Raw genomic sequence first — 17,802 nt, forward strand, 5'->3', positions numbered from 1 at the left:
ACGGCGGCGGCCTGCCGGAACCACCTGCGCACAGGTGGTTCCGGCAGGCCGCCGGAGGGGGAGCGTGGTCAGCCCGCGGGCGGGAACGGGTCGTCCTTGTACGTGTACTCGGTCTCGATCTTCCCGTCGGCGGTGTGCACGACCAGCTGGCTCGGCTCGTTGGCGTGCGCCACCTTGCGCCCCTGCTCGACCGCGGAGTGCTTGGTGTCGTACGTGCCGAAGGTCTTGGTGCCCTGCTCCACCTTCCAGCCGCCGCCGTTCGGTACCACGTGGTATTCGTTGCGCTTCATCAGGCGTTCTCCCTTCGTCCCCATCGGGGTACCCCGGTGCCGGAATCGGAAAACCGGTGTCACCTCCGGACAGTTGGCAACCGTCGATGCCCGCCCGCGCGTCTACTGCACATGCGGAAGAGTCTGCTCAGTGCCGGTACCGCCCTGCTGCTCGCCACCACCGCCTGTGCCGCCGTCGATCCGGGACCGTCGGGACCGTCGGGGCCGACCGCCACCGGTCGGCCCCCCGCCTCCCGGCAGAACGCCGACGAGGTCACCCGGACGCTGGCCAGCCTGCGCCGGGTCGACGACCTGCCGCTGTACGAGATGACCTACGCGGGCCGCTACGACCCCACGGTCGGCACGGACGCCCGGCCGGCGGCGAGCCCGTTCGGCTGCTCGCTCTTCGCCGCCGGCGGTGACCCGGCCCGCCCGCTGTTCGCCCGCAACTTCGACTGGGAGGACAACCCGGCGATGGTGCTGCGCACCGATCCGCCGGACGGCTACGCGGCGGTGTCCCTGGTGGACCTGTCGTACCTCGGGGTGGGACCGGACCCGACCGGGGACCGGCGGCTGCTCGACGCGCCGCTGCTGCCGTTCGACGGGATGAACGAGCGCGGGCTGGCGGTGGGGCTGGCCGCCGACGACAGCGCCACCGCGAAACCCGTGCCGGGTCGCCCCACGGTCGGCTCGGTGCGCATCCTGCGCCTGGTGCTGGACCGGGCGGCCACGGTGGACGAGGCGGTCGCCGTCTTCACTGAGCACAACCTCGACTTCGGCGGTGGGCCGGCGCTGCACTACCTGCTCGCCGACGCGGGTGGACGCTCGGCGGTGGTGGAGTTCGTCGACGGCGAGATGCGGGTCCAGCGCGGCGAGGAGCGCTGGCAGGCGCTGACCAACGTGCCGGTGATCGGCGTACCCGAGCCGAGGCTGCGCGCCGACCGGCGCTACGGCCTCATCGCCGCGGCCATGGACCGGACCGGGGCGGTGGTGGACGCCCCGGCGGCGCTGCGGATCCTCGACCAGGTCCGGCAGGGCCACACCCGGTGGTCGGTGACGTACGGCCTGCGCGACGGCGAGGTGCGGCTGGTCACCGCGACCGGGGGCGAGCGCCGCTACCGGCTGCCGATGAGCTGACCGGGTACGCGGAAGGGCCCGACCCCCACCGGGGGTCGGGCCCTTCGACGTGGCCCTACCAGCTCAGGTAGCCGGCCTGGGTCTGCACGTTGAGCTCGCGGAGCCGGACCAGCTCGGCCGACCAGGTCCGCCAGTCGGTCAGCTTCAGCACGTCCAGGCCCTTCTGGATGTCACTGGAGTAGATGTGTCCGTTGTAGTAGTACGACGACCAGGCGCCGCCCGTGGCGAGCTGGGTGTCCGACAGCGGACCCCGCTCCCAGTAGGCGATCTCCTTGGGCTTGGTCGAGTCGGTGAAGTCCCACACCGACACGCCACCCTGGTACCACGCCTGGACCATGATGTCCCGCCCGAGCACCGGGATCAGCGAGCCGTTGTGCGCCACGCAGTTCTCGGTGTCGGCGTTGACCCGCGGGATCTTGTAGTAGCTGCGGAACACCATCGTCCGGGCGTCGCCCCGGCCGGTGATGTCGTAGATCGCGTTCGCGCCCCGGTTCGGGCCGACGGTCTCGTTGCAGGTCGCCGCGCCACCGCCGCCCAGCTCGTCGGTGAAGACGACCTTGGTGCCCGCGTTGTTGAACGTCGCCGAGTGCCAGAAGGCGAAGTTCACCGTGTCCCGCACCTGGTTGATGACGCGGGGGGACTCGCGGTCGGAGATGTCCATCAGGACGCCGTCACCCATGCAGGCGCCGGCGGCGAGGTCCTTCGACGGGTACGCGGTGATGTCGTGGCAGCCGCTGGTCGCGGACGCCCGCCCCGGGACGCCCTCGTACCCGCCGTCCGGGAAGAGGTTCGGGGTGGCCACCACGGCCGCGTCGGTGGGCGACTTCACCGGCACCTTGACGATCGAGATGGAGTCGTGCGGCGGCTGGCAGTCCGGGAACTCGGCCCGCGGGCTGTACGACGAGACGTACAGGTAGACCGTCTTGCGGTCCTTGCCCGGGACCAGGGTGTGGGTGTGCGAGCCGCAGGCGGTCTCGACGGCCTTGACGTAGCGCGGGTTGGCCTTGTCGCTGATGTCGAAGATCTTGATGCCCTCCCAGGACTCCTTGACCGAGGCCGGCTGCGCGACGCTGCTGCAGGAGTCGTCGCTGCGCGAGGAGTCGGTGGAGAGGAAGAGCAGGTTGCCGTAGACGGAGATGTCGTTCTGCGAGCCGGGGCAGAGCACCTGCGACACGATGCTCGGCGCGCTCGGCTTGCCGATGTCGTAGATGACGAACCCGTTGTAGTTGCCGGCGAAGGCGTAGCGGCCCTGGAAGGCGATGTCGGTGCCGAACGCGGCCGCGGTGTCGAACGGCGCCTGCTTGGGCAGGTTGGCGATCTGGCGGAGGTTGGGGCTGCTGGAGATCTCGTCCACGCCGAGCGGGGGCGCCGCGGCCGGGCTCTGCGCGGCAGGGGTCTGCGCTACCGGGGTCTGCGCGGCGTGTCCGGGTGGGGCGGTGGCGACGCTGCCGAGCAGGAGGCCGGCCGCCGCCAGGCTCACGATCTTCAACTGCCGTCCTCGGGGACGGGGCGATCTGATCATCGGCGAGGCCCTTCGAAAGGGGAGGATGATTCTCGACACCTTATCGTCCTGCGAGGATTGTCGATGTGATCTGCGTCACACTATTGTCCGGTCTTCAATGGATACGATCGCTGCGACCTCGACCGGAGGGGGAGTCGCATGACCGCCCGACGTGGACGGACCCTGCTCGTTGTCACACTCGCGGCCGTGTTGCTGGCGGCGCTGTGGCTCGCCCTGCGGCCCGCCGATCGGGCCGCCCCGGTGACCGTCGGAGCGACCGGCGCGGCCACCCCGAGCCCGCCGGTCGGCCCCCCGGTGCTCGTGCCCGGCCGGCCCGGCGAGTCGGCCCTGGTCCGCCCGGCGCAGGAGGTCCGCGACACCGCCTCGCCCCGGCACAACTCCCTCGACGTCTGGTTCGTGCGGATGATGATCCCGCACCACCAGCAGGCCTTGGAGATGGCGGAGCTGGCACCCGACCGGGCCGCCAGCCCCGGGATCAGGGCGCTCGCCGACCGGATCCGGGCCGCGCAGGGGCCGGAGATCGGCCTGATGCGCGGTTGGCTGAGCGCCCGCGGCCTGCCGGCCGAGGTCCCCGGTCACGACCACGGCACCATGCGCGGGATGCAGTCGCCCGAGGCGGTCCGGCGGCTGACCGACGCCCGGGGCGCCGAGTTCGACCGGCTCTTCGTGGAGATGATGACCGCGCACCACCAGGGCGCCGTGACGATGGCCACCGACCTGCTGCGCGTCGGCGTCGACCAGCAGCTCAACGAGTTCGCCAACGCCGTCGCCACCGAGCAGACCGTCGAGATCGACCGGATGCGCGCCCTGCTCTGACGTCCCTGGCGGGCTCCCACCCCGGCACGCTCCCGCACCGGGATCACGCGTGCCGTCCGCGCCTGATGAACCGCCGTCGTCACCCCTTGGCGAGCCGGCGACCGGGCAGCGCCAGGGACGCCGACAGCAGCGCGGTCAGTGCGGCGAACCCGGCCACCGCGCCGGCAGCTCCCCCGACGGCGGTGAGGGTGGCCGCCACCGTCCCGGCGCCGAGCACCGACGCGGCCAGCGCCGGCCCGGCGCCGTCCCGGACCTCGCCCCGACGCCGGGCCCGCCGCACCGGCAGGAGCAGACCGGCGGAGAGCAGGGCGCAGCCGCCCGCGGCGAGCGGCAGCACCGGGCCACCGTCCGGGGCGAGACCGACCAGCTGGACGACCAGTGCCAGCACGATCGTCGGACCCGTCACGGCGGCGAACCCGGTCGTCACGAAGGGAAACGCCCCGGCCGCTCGTACCCGGGCGCCGACGGCGCGCACGGCCGGGTGGTCCGGGGCGATCGCCGCGGCGGCGCGGTGGGCGAGCAGCACCTCGGACCGGTCGGCGCCGCGGGCGAGCAGGACGTCGGCCCGCAAGGCGTGACTCTGGGCGTCCGTCGGGTCCAGCTCCAGGGCCCGCACGACCGCGGTCAGCGCCGCCCGGTGATCTCCCCGGACGTGCTCGGCGAGGGCCAGGAAGTGGTGGGCCTTGGCCAGGTCGGGTGCCAGCTCGACGGCGCGGGTGGCGGCGCGCACCGCCTCGTCCGGCTGGTCGCCGCCGATCAACGCCCCGGCGAGCCGGTGCCAGGCGCGGGCGTCGGACGGCTCGTCCGCCAGGTGCGCGCGCAGCAGCCGCACCGCGGCCGGCGCGTCCCCGCCCAGCAGCAACTCCCTGGCCTCGGCCACCCGGGACGGTTCGGCCTGCGCTCCGGTGACGGTCACGTCCGCTCCGCTCCACGGTGATCGGGAAACCGGAGGACAGTACCGCGCCTCCGACCCGGCCGGTGCCCCGTCCGGATCGGCGTGGGCCGGTCCGGGCCGCGCCCGTCAGAGCCGCTCCACCACCGGGCCCCGACACCGGTCGCGGGCGTCGAAGACGTACCGGGCGTGGCGGGTGACCAGCTCGTAGTCGAAGCTGTCGTGGTCGGTCACCACCACCACCGCGTCGGCCGCCGTGACCTCCCGCTCGGTGAGGTCGACCACGGTCACGCCGCCGGGGATGTGCTGCGGCTCGGCGTACGGCTCGACGGCGCGGACCTCGGCGCCCAGGGCGAGCAGTCGCTGGGCCACGTCCACGGCGGGGGAGTCCCGCAGGTCCCCGGTGTTCTTCTTGTACGCCAGGCCGAGCAGCAGCAGCCGGGCCCCGTTGGCCGAGCGGCCGGCCCGGTTGAGGCCGGCCATCACCCGCTGGGCGACGTGCTCGGGCATCTGGTGGTTGATGTCGTCGGCCAGCTCGATGAACCGGAACTGCCGCCCGAGGGTGCGCCGCACCTGCCAGGACAGGTAGCACGGGTCGATCGGCAGGCAGTGCCCGCCCACACCCGGCCCGGGCCGGAACGGCATGAACCCGAAGGGCTTCGACGAGGCGGCGTCGATGGCCTGCCACACGTCGATGCCGAGGTGGTGCGAGACCATCGCCAGCTCGTTGATCAGCGCGATGTTGACCTGGCGGAAGGTGTTCTCGATCAGCTTGGTCAGCTCGGCCACCTTGGTGGAGTCCACCGGCACGGTCCGCTCCACCAGCCGGCGGTAGAAGTCGTCCACCCGTCGCAGCGACGTCGGGTCCACCCCGGAGACCACCTTCGGGGTGTTCTCCAGCCGCCAGGTCGGGTTGCCCGGGTCGATCCGCTCCGGGCTGTAGCCGAGGTGGAAGTCGCCGGGGCTGCGCAGGCCGCTCTCCGCCTCCAGCAGCGGGCGGAGCAGGTCCTCCGTCGTACCCGGGTAGGTGGTCGACTCCAGCACCACCGTGCAGCCGGGCCGCAGGTACCGCGCGATGCCGTGGCCGGCCTGCTCCACGTAGCTCAGGTCCGGGGTGCCGTCGCGCAGCGGGGTGGGCACGGTGATGACGCAGATGTCGAAGCCCTCGGCGTCGGCGTACTCCGTGCTCGGCCGGTACCGGCCGCTGCCCAGCGCCCGGCCGAGCCGGTCGGCGGGGATGTCCTCGACGAACGACTCACCGGAGGCGAGGCGCTTGACCCGGTCGGAGTCGACGTCGAGCCCCACCACGTCCAGACCCGCCTCGACGGCGCGCATGGCCAGGGGCAGGCCGACGTACCCCTGACCGATCACGACGAGTTTCTCTGCGTTCACCCGGGGCTCCCGTGGGCAGAAGGAAGTGCGTTGAGGGGAGCCTAGAGGGCTTATTGGACTTAAAGTCCGTTTTCGCGTTATCGGTGCGTCGCGTCGGCGTCGCGGTCAGTTGTTGTTCGTGGGCGGTTCGGGCGCGGTCGACTCGGTGGTCGGCACCGGGTTGGCCGGCGTCGACGGGGTGGTCGGCGGCGGGTTGTCCGGCGTCGAGGGGGTGGTCTGCGGGGTCTGCGACGGGGTGGCGGTCGGCGTCTTGGTCGGCGACGGCTGGACCGGGCCGGTGGGCACCGGCGACACCGACGCCGACGGCGTGGCCGAGGGCCGGGTGCCAGGCTTCCAGGTCCGGTCCGGCCGGCCCGGCTGGTCGTCGCCGGCCTCCTCGGTCCCCGCCGGGGCCACTGCCGCGCCGCTGGGCGCGGTGGACGGAGCGGTGCTCCTGATGTTGGGGGCCCGGCCGTCGTCGGGCTGGCCGGCCGCGCCCAGGGCGGCCCCGAGCGCGCCGAGCGCCACCAGCACCGCTGCCGCGGCACCCGCCAGGGAGCCGCGTCGGCTGCCCCGCCGGACCGGCGCGACCGTGGCCGCCGGGGCCACCGGCAGGTCGTCCCGGGTGGTGCCGTGCGCCGCCGCGCCCCGCAGCGCCGGTGGCACGAGCGCGGTGGTCGCCCCGCCGTCGCCGAGGGCGGCCCGGGCGGCCGCGGCCATCTCCGCGCCGGTGGCGAACCGGTCCGCCGGGTCCTTCGCCAGCGCCCGGCTCACCAGGGCCCGGACCGCCGCCGGGATCTCGGCGGGCAGCTCCGGCGGCTCGTCGTCGAGGTGCCGGACGGCGACCTGCAACGGGTTGTCGCCGGTGAACGGCGGGCCGCCGGTGAGGCAGCAGTAGGCGACCGCACCCAGGGCGTAGATGTCCGTCGCCGCGGAGACCGGCCGCCCGGACGCCTGCTCCGGCGCCATGTAGAGCGCCGTGCCGGGGACGGCGTTGGTGCTGGTGATGCTCGTCACGTTCGTCGACCGGGCCACCCCGAAGTCGACCAGCACGACCGTGCCGTCCGCCTGGACCAGCAGGTTGCTCGGCTTGACGTCGCGGTGCACGATGCCGCCGGCGTGCGCCGCGTGCAGGGCCTGGGCCGCCTGCGCGACGACCGACATGGTCTCGGTCACGTCCAGGTGGCCGGCCGCCTCGATCCGCCGGGACAGCGGCTCACCCTCGACGAACTCCATCACCAGGTAGTCGGCCCGGTCGCCGTCGGGGAGCTGGTCCTCGCCGCAGTCGAAGACCTGCACGATGCCCGGGTTGCGCAGGGCGGCCATGATCCGGGCCTCGGCGCGGAACCGGGCGATGAAGTCGGGGTCGGAGACCAGCGCGGGCAGCAGCACCTTCACGGCGACCTGGCGACCGAGGACCATGTCGGTGGCACGCCAGACGTCGCCCATGCCGCCGGTGGCGACACGTTCGTCCAGCCGGTAGCGACCGCTGAGCACGATCTCCGATGACAACACCCGGATACCGTACCCAGAGCCGTCGGCGACGGCTCATCCCGATCTCCCCGGGACCGGCGGACCCGGGCCGCCGGCCGTCCAGCGTCGGTCACGGTACGAATGCGGGCCGTCGCTCTACGTGATCGGGCCGTCCGTAAGCTGGGTGAACCAGCCCTCCATGGCCGAGACCGACCGGCGGAGCGTCCGCGTCCCGCCCCTCGTTACAGCGACCCGCCGCAATCTATGGTAGATATTTCTCACTCTTTCCCGGCACCTGGTCGGCTTGTCCCTTAGCTCATCCGCTCCTACGGTTAGCCCGACTCGGGCCGGCCCCTGGTGTAGATGCGGCGCCACGCGGACCGCCGTACTGTCGCGGCGAGAAGGTCCATCATGCCGCCCGGGCGTTCGGTACGGGCGCGATCGGGTCAGCGGGGGGCTGATGGTGCGCGAAGAGGTCCGGCTGCCGGGCCGGAGGCGCTTCCCGCGTGCCCAGACGGCGTGGGCCCAGGTCGGACAGCGAGAACGGCGGATCCATGACCGGTGAGCTGACCGAGGCGGTCGCCGCGGCGCAGGCCGGCGACGAGGAGGCGTTCCGCTTTCTCTACCGCAGTCTCCAGCCCGGCCTGCTGCGCTATCTCACCGCCCTGGTCGGTGCCGACGCCGAGGACGTCGCCTCCGAGACCTGGTTGCAGGTCTCGCGGGACCTGCCCAGCTTCACCGGTGGGGAGTTCCGCGCGTGGACCGTCACCATCGCCCGTAACCGGGCCATGGACCATCTGCGCCGCCAGCGCCGCCGGCCGTCGCTGCCGGTACCCGTCCAGGCCCTCAGTGAACTGGCCGGGGACGCCGACACCGAGGAGCGGGCGGGTGAGACCATCGGCACCGAGGCGGCGCTGGCGTTGATCGCGACCCTGCCGCCGCGGGAAGCGGAGGCGGTGCTGCTGCGGGCGGTGATCGGGCTGGACGCCGAGACCGCCGGCCGGGTGCTCGGGCGACGCCCCGGCGCCGTTCGGACGGCCGCCCACCGGGGTCTGCGGCGGCTGGCCGGGTTGTTGGAACGCCGGGACATCTCTCCGGCGTCCGACGGCGAGCCCCGCCCCGCCCCGCCCCGGCCCCGAGGCGGGCGGCAGGGGTCGAGTGGGCCGCGGACCGAACCGGCGGACGGCTGACGTGAAGGGAAACGGGATGAACTTCCGCCGGTCCGACCGGCCGGGCGACCGGGCCGAGTCCGAGCGGCTGCTCGACGCGACCGGCGCCGGCGCGACCCCGGCCGGCGCCGCCGACCCCCTCGCCCAGCTGCTCTCCGCGGCCGCCGCCCCGCCCCGTCCCGGCGAACTGGCCGGTGAGCAGGCGGCGCTGGCCGCGTTCCGGGCCGCCCGCGCGTCGGGCGCGGTCGCACCGGTCGCCCCGCCCGGACGACGTCGCGGACTCACCACCGGCGTCGTGGCCTGGATCGCCGGGATCGCCGCCACCGCCACCGCCGGCGCCGCCTTCGCCGCCGTCACCCTCGACCGCCCGGCCGAGCCGGAGCGCCCGCCCCGTCCCTCGGCACCCGCGCCGACCACCCCCGACCGGTCGACGCCCTCCTCCGGCGGCTCGACCTCCGGCGGCTCGACCTCCGGTGCCCCCTCCGGTGCCCCCTCGGGCACGCCCGGTGCCGTCCCTTCGGCGACGACCACCGCCGGTGGGCCGGCCGGTGGCGGCAAGCCGGACAAGCCGTCCAAGAACGGGAAGCTGTCCGGGAAGTGCCGGGCGTACCTGGCCAAATCACCGCGGAACCGGGAGAAGGCGCTGCGGACCCCCGGATTCGCCGACCTGGTGGCGGCGGCGGGCGGCGCGGAGCGGGTGGAGGCGTACTGCCGGGAGTTGCTGACGGAGCCGGCCCCCGCCGCCTCCTCCGACCCGCAGGCCGCCCCGAGCTCTCCCGCTCCCACGCCCGACGCCAAGCCCAGCAAGAAGAAGAAGTAGTCGAAAACCCTTCACAGAAATTTCTTCCCGCCCGGGTCTGCGGATTCCATCTGTTAGACAGAAGATGGGTTGACCGCGAATTCGCCGGTGACGGCCGACGGCGCGGTGCGCCGGGCCGGATCCCAGCGTCGGGAGGGGGACCATCTCGTGGTGACGTCGCCGGAGTTGGACCGGACGACCGTGCTGCGGGAGGAGTCGGCCGCCGCGGGACATCTCGCCCGGATCTGCTTCAAGACCGGTCCACCGGTCCTCACCGGCGTCGAACTGGAATGGACCGTGCACGACGCCGCCGACCCCGCTCGACCGGTGGACCGGGAGCGGTTGCGGGCGGCGCTGGGGCCGCACAGCCCCGTCACCCTCGACGACACCAGCCCCGCAGCACCGCTCCGGCACGGCAGCAGCGTGACCGTGGAGCCGGGCGGGCAGGTGGAGGTCTCCACCCCGCCGCGACCGTCCGTCGCCGCGTTGATCCAGGCCACCGAGGCCGACATCGCCGAGGTGGGCGCCCTGCTCGATCGCGCCGGGCTGATGCTCGGCAGCACCGGCATCGACCCGTGGCGCCCGCCCCGTCCGGTGGTCGAGACCCCCCGCTACCGCGCCATGCGGTGCGTCTTCGACCGGCGCGGACCGGCCGGCCGGACCATGATGTACAGCACCGCCGGCCTGCAGGTCTGCCTCGACGTCGGGGAGTCCGCCGACCTGGCCGACCGCTGGGCGGCGGTGCACGCGGTCGGCCCACCCCTGGTCGCCGCGTTCGCCACCGCCGACCGGCACGCCGGCCGGCGGACCCGCTGGGCGTCCGCCCGGATGGCCGCCTGGCTCAGCATCGACCCGGCCCGCACCGGGCCGGTCTGGTCGCCGTACCGTCCCGACGAGGACCCGGTCGCGGCCTGGACGCGCTACGTCCTCGCGGCGCCGCTGCTCTGCCTGCGCCACGACGGTCCGGACTGGACGCCGCCGCCCGGGGTCACCTTCGCCGACTGGCTCCACGGCGCGCTGCCCCGCCCACCCACCACGGACGACCTCGACTACCACGTCAGCACGCTCTTCCCGCCGGTGCGGCCCCGGGGCTACCTGGAGGTGCGCTACCTGGACGCGCAGCCCGGCCGGGACTGGACCCTCCCGCTGGCCGTGCTGACCGCGTTGCTGCGGCGGCCGGAGACGGCGCGCGCGGCCCGGGCGATCGCCACGCCGGTCGCCGACCGGTGGCACGCGGCGGCCCGGTACGGCCTGGCCGACCCGCCGCTGGCCGCGGCCGCCGCGGCCCTGCTCGACCTGGCCCTGACCGCGCTGCCCGAGCTGGACCTGCCGGCCGGCATGCACGACGAGACGAGCCGAGGAATCCGGCGGCGGCGCACCGCCGCGGAGAGGGGGCACCGGTGACCGGTACGACCAGCGAACAGTTGGGGATCGAGCAGTTGCGCAGCCGGATCGCGGCGGAGCTGGAGCGGACCCGGGCCCGCACCGCGCTGCTGACCGGGGCGGTGGACGACGACGACCTGATGCGCCAGCACTCGCCGATCATGTCACCGCTGGTCTGGGACCTCGCCCACGTGGGCAACCAGGAGGAGCTCTGGCTGGTCCGCGACGTGGGTGGCCGCGAGCCCGTCCGGCACGACATCGACGATCTGTACGACGCGTTCAAGCAGCCCCGCAAGGACCGCCCCGCGCTGCCGCTGCTGCCGCCCGGGGAGGCGCGCGCCTACCTCGCCACGGTCCGGGACAAGGTCCACGACCTGCTCGACCGGGTGCCGTTCACCGACCGTCCGCTGCTGGCCGACGGCTTCGCCTTCGGCATGATCGTGCAGCACGAGCAGCAGCACGACGAGACGATGCTCGCCACCCACCAGTTGCGCTCCGGTCCCGCCGCACTGGACGCGCCGCCCCCGCCCGAGCCGAGGGCCCGGGTCGCCGGTGAGGTGCTGGTGCCGGCCGGCCCGTTCACCATGGGCACCTCCACCGAGCCGTGGGCGCTGGACAACGAGCGCCCCGCGCACACCGTCGACCTGCCGGCGTACGCGATCGACGCGGCGCCGGTCACCAACGGCCGGTACCGGGAGTTCATCGCCGACGGCGGCTACGACGACCCGCGCTGGTGGAGCGACGCCGGTTGGCGGCACCGCACCGAGGCGGGGCTGACCGCGCCGATGCACTGGCGCCGCGACGGCGACGGCTGGGCCCACCGGCGGTTCGGCCGGTGGTCGCCGGTACGCGACGACGAACCGGTGGTGCACGTCTGCTTCTTCGAGGCGGAGGCCTTCGCGGCGTGGGCCGGCCGCCGGCTGCCCACCGAGGCGGAGTGGGAGAAGGCGGCCCGGTGGGACCCGGCGACCGGCCGGTCCCGCCGCTACCCGTGGGGCGACGACGACCCGACCGCCGAGCACGCCAACCTGGGGCAGCGGCACCTGTGGCCGGCCCCGGTCGGCGCGTACCCGGACGGCGTCTCGCCGCTGGGCGTGCACCAGCTCATCGGTGACGTCTGGGAGTGGACGTCGACGCCCTTCCGCGGGTATCCCGGCTTCGCCGCCTTCCCCTACCGGGAGTACTCGGAGGTCTTCTTCGGCGACGACCACCGGGTGCTGCGCGGCGGCTCGTTCGGCACCGACCGGGCCGCCTGCCGGGGCACCTTCCGCAACTGGGACTACCCGATCCGGCGGCAGATCTTCAGCGGTTTCCGCTGCGCCCGTGACGCCCGGCCCGAGGAGGCGCACGGATGACCCGGGGCGCCGTCTGATGTGCCGCCACCTGGCCTATCTCGGAGCGCCGGTGCCCCTGCGCGCCCTGCTGTACGACCCGCCGCACTCCCTGGTGCGGCAGTCCTGGGCACCCCGGGACATGCGTGCCGGCGGCACGATCAACGCGGACGGCTTCGGTGTCGGCTGGTACCCCGCCGCGCCCGACCCGGCCTCCGGGCTGCCGCCCGGGTCGATCCCCGGCACCGCGACACCCCGGGAGGACGGGGAGCCGCTGCGCTACCGCCGAGGCACCCCGATCTGGGGCGACACCGCCCTGCCGCAGCTCGCCGCCGTGACCACCAGCGGCGCGGTGCTGGCCGCCGTCCGCTCCGCCACGGTGGGCATGCCGGTGTCGGAGACCGCGGCGGCGCCGTTCGCCGAGGGGCGGTGGCTGTTCAGCCACAACGGCGTGGTCCCCGGCTGGCCGGACCCACTGGTCCCGCTCGCCGCCGGCCTGCCCGTGCGCGACCTGCTCACCCTCGACGCCCCGACGGACTCGGCGCTGCTGTGGGCGCTGGTCCGGCACCGCCTGCGGACCGGCGCCGACCCCGCCGACGCGGTCGGGCAGACGGTGACCGAGGTGGCCAAGGCGGCCCCCGGCGCCCGGCTGAACCTGCTGCTGACCGACGGGCGCAGCGTGGTGGCCACCGCGGTCGGGCACGCGCTGTCGGTACGGGACACCGGGGACGCGGTGCTGCTGGCCTCGGAGCCGCTGGACGACGATCCCGGCTGGCGAGCGGTACCGGACGGGCAGCTGGTGGTCGCCACGCCGGCCGGGGTGCGCACGCGCGCCCTGACGGGAGCGTGAGGCGGAGAAGGTCTCGCAAGGGGAGTCAGGCACGCACGCCCAACGGAAGGGACACCTGATGAGCGCGGAGCCACTGGAGATATACCTCGAGGAGCAGGACCTGGGGCGTGGGCTGCGGGAGGACGTGCGGGTCGGGCTGACCGCCGACCCGAAGTGGCTGCCGCCGAAGTGGTTCTACGACGCCCGTGGCAGCGAGCTGTTCGAGGAGATCACCCGGCTGCCGGAGTACTACCCGACCCGCGCCGAGCGCGCCGTGCTGGCCGGGCGGGCGGCGGACATCGCCGAGCTGACCGGCGCCAAGACGCTGATCGAGCTGGGTTCCGGCTCGTCGGAGAAGACCCGACTGCTGCTGGACGCCTTCACCCGGCGCGGCGGCCTCGGCACGTTCGTGCCGCTGGACGTCTCGGTCAGCGCGCTGCGCCAGTCCACCGCGCGGATCGCGGCCGACTACCCGGGGCTGCGGGTACGGGGAATCGTCGGCGACTTCACCCACCAGCTCGACCGGCTCCCCACCGGCGGTCGGCGGCTGGTGGTCTTCCTCGGCGGCACCATCGGCAACCTGCTGCCGGCCGAGCGCGCCGCGTTCCTGACCGCCATGCGCGCGGCGTTGGAGGCGGGAGACTGGTTGCTGATCGGCACCGACCTGGTCAAGGATCCCCGGGTGATCGTGCCGGCGTACGACGACGCGGCCGGGGTGACCGCGGAGTTCAACCGCAACGTCCTGCGGGTGATTAACCGGGAGCTGGGCGCGGACTTCGACCCGCAGGCGTTCACCCATGTGGCGCGCTGGGATCCGGAGCGGGAGTGGATCGAGATGCGCTTGCGCGCCGAGCGGCCGATGCGGGTCCGGGTGCTGGACCTGGAGGTCGACTTCGCCGCCGGTGAGGAGCTGCGTACCGAGGTCTCGGCGAAGTTCCGCCGGGAGGGCGTCGCCGCGGAGCTGGCGGCGGCCGGCTTCGCGGGACAGCAATTCTGGACCGATGCCGACGACCTGTTCGGGGTGACGCTGGCCCGGGCCGAGTGACCCGCGGCGGCCAGCCGCGGCCCGGTGGGCTAGGCTGGCCGGTGCGAAGGGGAGTAGCCCCCAATGTCGTGGTCGACACACTGGTGCGTTCCGCATCCGGCCACGCGGCCCCACCGATGGTGAGGCGGGCGAGACCTTCGACTCTGGCTGTCACAGCCGGGTCGAGGGCGCCCCTGTACCTCCTCCCGGCATGATCGGGAAAGGTTTCCATGGACGGGTTTCTCGCCGCGCTGGTGATCAGCTTCGGTGTCATCTTCGTCGCCGAGCTGGGGGACAAGTCCCAGCTCATGGCGCTCACCTTCGCCACCCGCTTCAAGCCGGTGCCGGTGCTGATCGGGATCACCGTCGCGACCGCGATCGTGCACCTGGCCTCGGTGGCGATCGGCTACGGCCTCAACGCGGCCCTGCCCACCGGCTGGATCTCGCTGATCGCGGGTCTGGCGTTCCTCGGCTTCGGCGCGTGGACCCTGCGCGGCGACAAGCTCACCGAGGAGGAGAAGCGCAAGGCGGAGAAGACCGGCAAGTCGGCCGTCATCGCGGTGGGCGTGGCGTTCTTCCTCGCCGAGCTGGGCGACAAGACCATGCTGGCCACCATCACGCTGGCCACCAAGTACGGCTGGTTCGGCACCTGGCTCGGTTCCACGCTGGGCATGGTGGCGGCGGACGCCCTCGCCATCCTGGTGGGCCGGATGCTGGGCCGGCACCTGCCGGAGCGGACCATCCGGTACGGCGCCGCGGTGCTCTTCGCCATCTGCGGGCTCTGGCTGATCCTCGAGGCGGTCGGCGAGCTCTGAGCCGCCGGGCGTCGACGCCGCCAGCGCCGAGTAGCGCCCCCAGCGTGGGGTAACGCCCCGGGGTGAGGTGGGAAGAGCTGTTGCACCAGGGCGTCCAGGTGGCGGTGGCCCTGGTCGAGATCGTCGGCGCGCTGATCATTTTCGTCGGCGCGCTCTGGGCGGCGCTGCGGTTCGTGACCGAGGGGTTGCGGCACCGCGGCGCCGCCGTGTTCACCCCGATCCGGCTCTCCCTCGGCCGCTTCCTCGCCCTCGGGCTGGAGTTCCAGCTCGCCGCGGACATCCTGCGGACCGCGGTCTCCCCGACCTTCGCCCAGATCGGCCAGCTCGCGGCCATCGCCGCCATCCGGACCGCGCTGAACTTCTTCCTCCGCCGGGAGATCGAACACGAGCAGCGCCAGGTTCGTGCCGAGCGCGCTGGCGCGGACGGGTGAGCGCCGCTCTCGCCGCCACCGTGAGCGGGCTGGCGCTGCTGTCCGGGGCCGTCGTGCTGGCCACGGGTGGCCGCGGGCGTACGGCGCTGCGGGTGCTGCTGGACCTGCTGATCGCCGCCGGCCTGCTCCAGCTGGGCACCGGGCGGAGCTGGACCGCGCTGGCCGGCGCCGCGGCGGTCATCGCGCTGCGCCAACTGCTCTGGGTCAGCCTGTCCGCCGGCGGGTCCGGCCTGCCGCCGACTATGGCAGGGCCTCTGCGGGTAAGACGATCACGACCTACCGTCAGCGGTAAGGCGCGAAACGGCAGATAGCGGGAGGATGACCCCATGAGCAGGCATGACGAGCCCAACGAGTTCGGCTTCGCCGGCGGTGCCACGGCCCCCGAGCCCCCGGCGGGCGGCCGGATGGACGAGCAGGACCGGGCCGAGGCGGTGGCGGTGCCCGGCGACGACCTCACCGAGCCGTTGAGCGACGCGCTGTACGAGACCGAGGAGACCGACGAGGAACGCACGGTCGAGCGGCGGCACTGAGCCCCGGCACGCCCGCGGCGGCGGACCCCGTCGGGTCCGCCGCCGCGACCGGGACCGTCAGCGCGGCGAGGGCAGCACCGACAGCCGGACCGGCGTCTCCTCGCACAGGACCGCCAGCCGCTTGACCAGCTCCGCCGCGTCGGCGTACGGGTCGAGGAGGCGGGCCTCGTCGGGGACCAGCGACGGCACCCGGACGTGCGAGATGAGCGGGTGCAGCGGGCGGCTGTCCACCTCGCCGGCGCCGAAGAGGTCCTCGTGGAGCTTCTCCCCGGGGCGTAGCCCGGTGAAGACGATCTCGGTCGGGTGGGACGCCTCGGCGGCCAGCCGGCGGGCCACGTCGGCGATCCGCACCGGCTCACCCATGTCCAGCACCAGCGCCTCCCCGCCCCGGCCGATCGAGGCCGCCTGCAGCACCAGGTGGACCGCCTCCTGCACGGTCATGAAGTACCGGGTGACGTCCGGGTGGGTCACGGTGATCGGCAACCCGGCCTCGACCTGGGCCTGGAACGCGGTGAGCACCGAGCCCCGGCTGCTGAGCACGTTGCCGAAGCGGACGCTCAGGAACGCCGCGTCGAACCGGCTGGCGTAGTGCGCGGTCAGCCGCTCGGTGATCCGCTTCGAGTAGCCCAGCACGCTGACCGGGTTGGCGGCCTTGTCGGTGGAGATGTTGACGAACTCCGCGACGTCCCGGCACGCCTCCAGCACGTTGAGGGTGCCCTGGACGTTGGTCTTGATCGCCTCGCCCGGGTGGCGTTGCAGCAGCGTCAGGTGCTTCAGCGCGGCGGCATGGAACACCACGTCGGGCTGCCGGTCGGCCACGATTCGCGCGATGCCCTCGGCGTCGCGGATGTCGGCGAGGATCAGCTCCGGCCCGTCCAGGAGGGCGCGGCCGTGCAGTGACATCTGCAGCGCGTGCAAGGCCGACTCGTCCCGGTCCAGCATCATCAGCTCACCCGGGTCGCAGCGGGCGATCTGCCGACACAGCTCCGAGCCGATCGAGCCGCCCGCCCCGGTCACCAGGACCCGCCGGCCGGCCAGGCCGTTGCGCTCCACGGCCAGCTCGGCCACCCGCTGCGCCCGCCCGAGCAGGTCGGTGATCTGCAGGTCGCGTACGTCCGTGGCCGCGACCGGACGGTCCAGCAACTCCCGGACCGGAGGGAGCACCTTGAACGCGGCGCCGGCCCGCAGCGTGCGGCGGCGCACGTCCCGCATCAGCTCGGGGTCCGAGCTGTTGAGCGAGAAGATCACCGTGGTGGCGCGGGTGCGCTGCACCGCCTGTTCGAGCTGCTCCCGGCCGCCGAGCACCCGAAGCCCCTCCAGGCGCAGCCACTGCTTCTCCCGGTCGTCGTCGAGCAGGCCCACCGGCAGGTAGCTCCCCCCGGGATCACCGGTGAGCACCCGGACCAGGCGTTCGCTCGCGGCGTCCACGCCGTAGATCAGGGTCCGGTTCGCCGAGGGGACCGGCCGGTCGTCACGGTCTCGGCGCCACCGGTACGCGGCCCGCCCGCCGGCCATCAGCAGCAGGGCGAGGGCTCCGCCGGTCACCGGGACGCTCGCCGGCACCGGCCGGTCGGCCATCGGTGCCAGCGCCACCAGCGCCACGATCGCCGTGAGGACCGTGGTGCCGGCCAGGTTGCGCGCCTCGCCGACGCTGCCGATCGGGTGCCGACCTCGCACGGTCGAGCGCACCTGCTCGATCGCGGAGTGCACCACGGCGCAGACGAGCGCGGTGCCCAGCGCCGCCGCGGTCTGCGTGGGGGTGAGCCCGAATTCGTACCGGGCCCAGGTGGCGACCAGAAATCCGGCGCACCAGGCGCCGGTGTCGAGCGTTAGCAGAGACAGAGTCTTCGCGCGTCGGGTGACCCAGTCACGCCGAGGTGTCGTCGGATCGGCCGGGGGGTCTGCTTGGTCCATGGGTGTCCTCTGCTTTTGTTCCTGATTGCGAGGATTCAGGGCTCTTGGGAGATCGGATCGTCTACATTCGTTTAGTCACTTCACGGCAAGCTCGCGA

At 73.8% G+C, this 17,802-nt stretch carries 18 protein-coding genes; 12 read left to right on the top strand and 6 right to left on the bottom strand.

Annotated elements, in window-relative coordinates:
- Positions 1–68: 68 nt before the first annotated feature.
- Positions 69–290, bottom strand: coding sequence for a DUF2188 domain-containing protein (locus tag V6U79_RS11710; RefSeq protein WP_334614657.1), 222 nt, complete (start codon positions 288–290; stop codon positions 69–71).
- 111 nt (positions 291–401) lie between these two features.
- Between V6U79_RS11710 and V6U79_RS11715 the strand changes: the two genes are divergently transcribed.
- Positions 402–1,406, top strand: coding sequence for a carcinine hydrolase/isopenicillin-N N-acyltransferase family protein (locus tag V6U79_RS11715; protein ID WP_334614658.1), 1,005 nt, complete (start codon positions 402–404; stop codon positions 1,404–1,406).
- Between the two features lie 55 nt (positions 1,407–1,461).
- Here V6U79_RS11715 and V6U79_RS11720 read toward each other — a convergent pair whose 3' ends face one another.
- Positions 1,462–2,928, bottom strand: a complete 1,467-nt coding sequence (locus V6U79_RS11720) for an LVIVD repeat-containing protein (protein WP_334614659.1) — start codon at positions 2,926–2,928, stop codon at positions 1,462–1,464.
- Between the two features lie 138 nt (positions 2,929–3,066).
- Between V6U79_RS11720 and V6U79_RS11725 the strand changes: the two genes are divergently transcribed.
- Positions 3,067–3,744, top strand: a complete 678-nt coding sequence (locus tag V6U79_RS11725; protein ID WP_334526761.1) for a DUF305 domain-containing protein — start codon at positions 3,067–3,069, stop codon at positions 3,742–3,744.
- A gap of 79 nt (positions 3,745–3,823) precedes the next feature.
- On the opposite strand, the gene V6U79_RS11730 is transcribed toward V6U79_RS11725, so the two are convergent.
- The 3 genes from V6U79_RS11730 to V6U79_RS11740 all read right to left on the bottom strand — a co-directional run bounded on the left by V6U79_RS11730 (position 3,824) and on the right by V6U79_RS11740 (position 7,522).
- On the bottom strand, positions 3,824–4,660 hold the full coding sequence (locus tag V6U79_RS11730) for a tetratricopeptide repeat protein (RefSeq protein WP_334526764.1): 837 nt from the start codon (positions 4,658–4,660) through the stop codon (positions 3,824–3,826).
- A gap of 105 nt (positions 4,661–4,765) precedes the next feature.
- Positions 4,766–6,028: a nucleotide sugar dehydrogenase gene (locus V6U79_RS11735; RefSeq protein WP_334614660.1), complete on the bottom strand. Its 1,263-nt coding sequence runs from the start codon at positions 6,026–6,028 to the stop codon at positions 4,766–4,768.
- 105 nt (positions 6,029–6,133) lie between these two features.
- The gene (locus tag V6U79_RS11740; RefSeq protein ID WP_334526770.1) at positions 6,134–7,522 is read right to left on the bottom strand and encodes a serine/threonine-protein kinase; all 1,389 of its coding nucleotides are present in this window, start codon (positions 7,520–7,522) and stop codon (positions 6,134–6,136) included.
- A gap of 512 nt (positions 7,523–8,034) precedes the next feature.
- On the opposite strand from V6U79_RS11740, the gene V6U79_RS11745 reads away from it, so the two are divergent.
- The 10 genes from V6U79_RS11745 (at position 8,035) to V6U79_RS11790 (ending at position 15,791) form a co-directional block, all read left to right on the top strand.
- Positions 8,035–8,670 carry an RNA polymerase sigma factor gene (locus V6U79_RS11745; RefSeq protein WP_334526773.1) on the top strand — a complete coding sequence of 212 codons (636 nt, stop codon included), beginning with the start codon at positions 8,035–8,037 and terminating at the stop codon, positions 8,668–8,670.
- A 16-nt stretch (positions 8,671–8,686) separates the two neighbouring features.
- A complete protein-coding gene (locus V6U79_RS11750) occupies positions 8,687–9,469 on the top strand; it encodes a hypothetical protein (protein ID WP_334526776.1) in 783 nt (260 codons plus the stop codon).
- A gap of 147 nt (positions 9,470–9,616) precedes the next feature.
- Positions 9,617–10,852 (top strand): ergothioneine biosynthesis glutamate--cysteine ligase EgtA, encoded by a 1,236-nt coding sequence (gene egtA, locus V6U79_RS11755; protein WP_334614720.1) that lies wholly within the window; start codon positions 9,617–9,619, stop codon positions 10,850–10,852.
- On the top strand, positions 10,849–12,186 hold the full coding sequence (egtB, locus tag V6U79_RS11760; protein ID WP_334614661.1) for an ergothioneine biosynthesis protein EgtB: 1,338 nt from the start codon (positions 10,849–10,851) through the stop codon (positions 12,184–12,186). Before egtA ends, egtB begins: the two co-directional genes overlap by 4 nt.
- Before the next feature lie 16 nt (positions 12,187–12,202).
- Positions 12,203–13,012 (top strand): class II glutamine amidotransferase domain-containing protein, encoded by an 810-nt coding sequence (locus tag V6U79_RS11765; RefSeq protein ID WP_334614662.1) that lies wholly within the window; start codon positions 12,203–12,205, stop codon positions 13,010–13,012.
- 58 nt (positions 13,013–13,070) lie between these two features.
- Positions 13,071–14,036, top strand: coding sequence for an L-histidine N(alpha)-methyltransferase (gene egtD / locus V6U79_RS11770; protein WP_334526784.1), 966 nt, complete (start codon positions 13,071–13,073; stop codon positions 14,034–14,036).
- Between the two features lie 209 nt (positions 14,037–14,245).
- Complete coding sequence (locus V6U79_RS11775; RefSeq protein WP_334526787.1) at positions 14,246–14,830, top strand: TMEM165/GDT1 family protein; 585 nt, start codon at positions 14,246–14,248, stop codon at positions 14,828–14,830.
- A 62-nt stretch (positions 14,831–14,892) separates the two neighbouring features.
- The gene (locus V6U79_RS11780) at positions 14,893–15,261 is read left to right on the top strand and encodes a DUF1622 domain-containing protein (protein ID WP_334526790.1); all 369 of its coding nucleotides are present in this window, start codon (positions 14,893–14,895) and stop codon (positions 15,259–15,261) included.
- Complete coding sequence (locus V6U79_RS11785) at positions 15,258–15,572, top strand: hypothetical protein (RefSeq protein WP_334614663.1); 315 nt, start codon at positions 15,258–15,260, stop codon at positions 15,570–15,572. The genes V6U79_RS11780 and V6U79_RS11785 overlap by 4 nt, the downstream gene beginning before the upstream one ends.
- Positions 15,573–15,587: 15 nt before the next feature.
- Positions 15,588–15,791, top strand: coding sequence for a hypothetical protein (locus tag V6U79_RS11790; RefSeq protein WP_334614664.1), 204 nt, complete (start codon positions 15,588–15,590; stop codon positions 15,789–15,791).
- 57 nt (positions 15,792–15,848) lie between these two features.
- Here V6U79_RS11790 and V6U79_RS11795 read toward each other — a convergent pair whose 3' ends face one another.
- Positions 15,849–17,705 (bottom strand): polysaccharide biosynthesis protein, encoded by a 1,857-nt coding sequence (locus V6U79_RS11795; protein ID WP_334526799.1) that lies wholly within the window; start codon positions 17,703–17,705, stop codon positions 15,849–15,851.
- Positions 17,706–17,802 lie beyond the last annotated feature (97 nt).

Source organism: Micromonospora psammae (assembly GCF_036902725.1).
In the GTDB taxonomy this organism is placed as follows: Bacteria; Actinomycetota; Actinomycetes; order Mycobacteriales; family Micromonosporaceae; genus Micromonospora.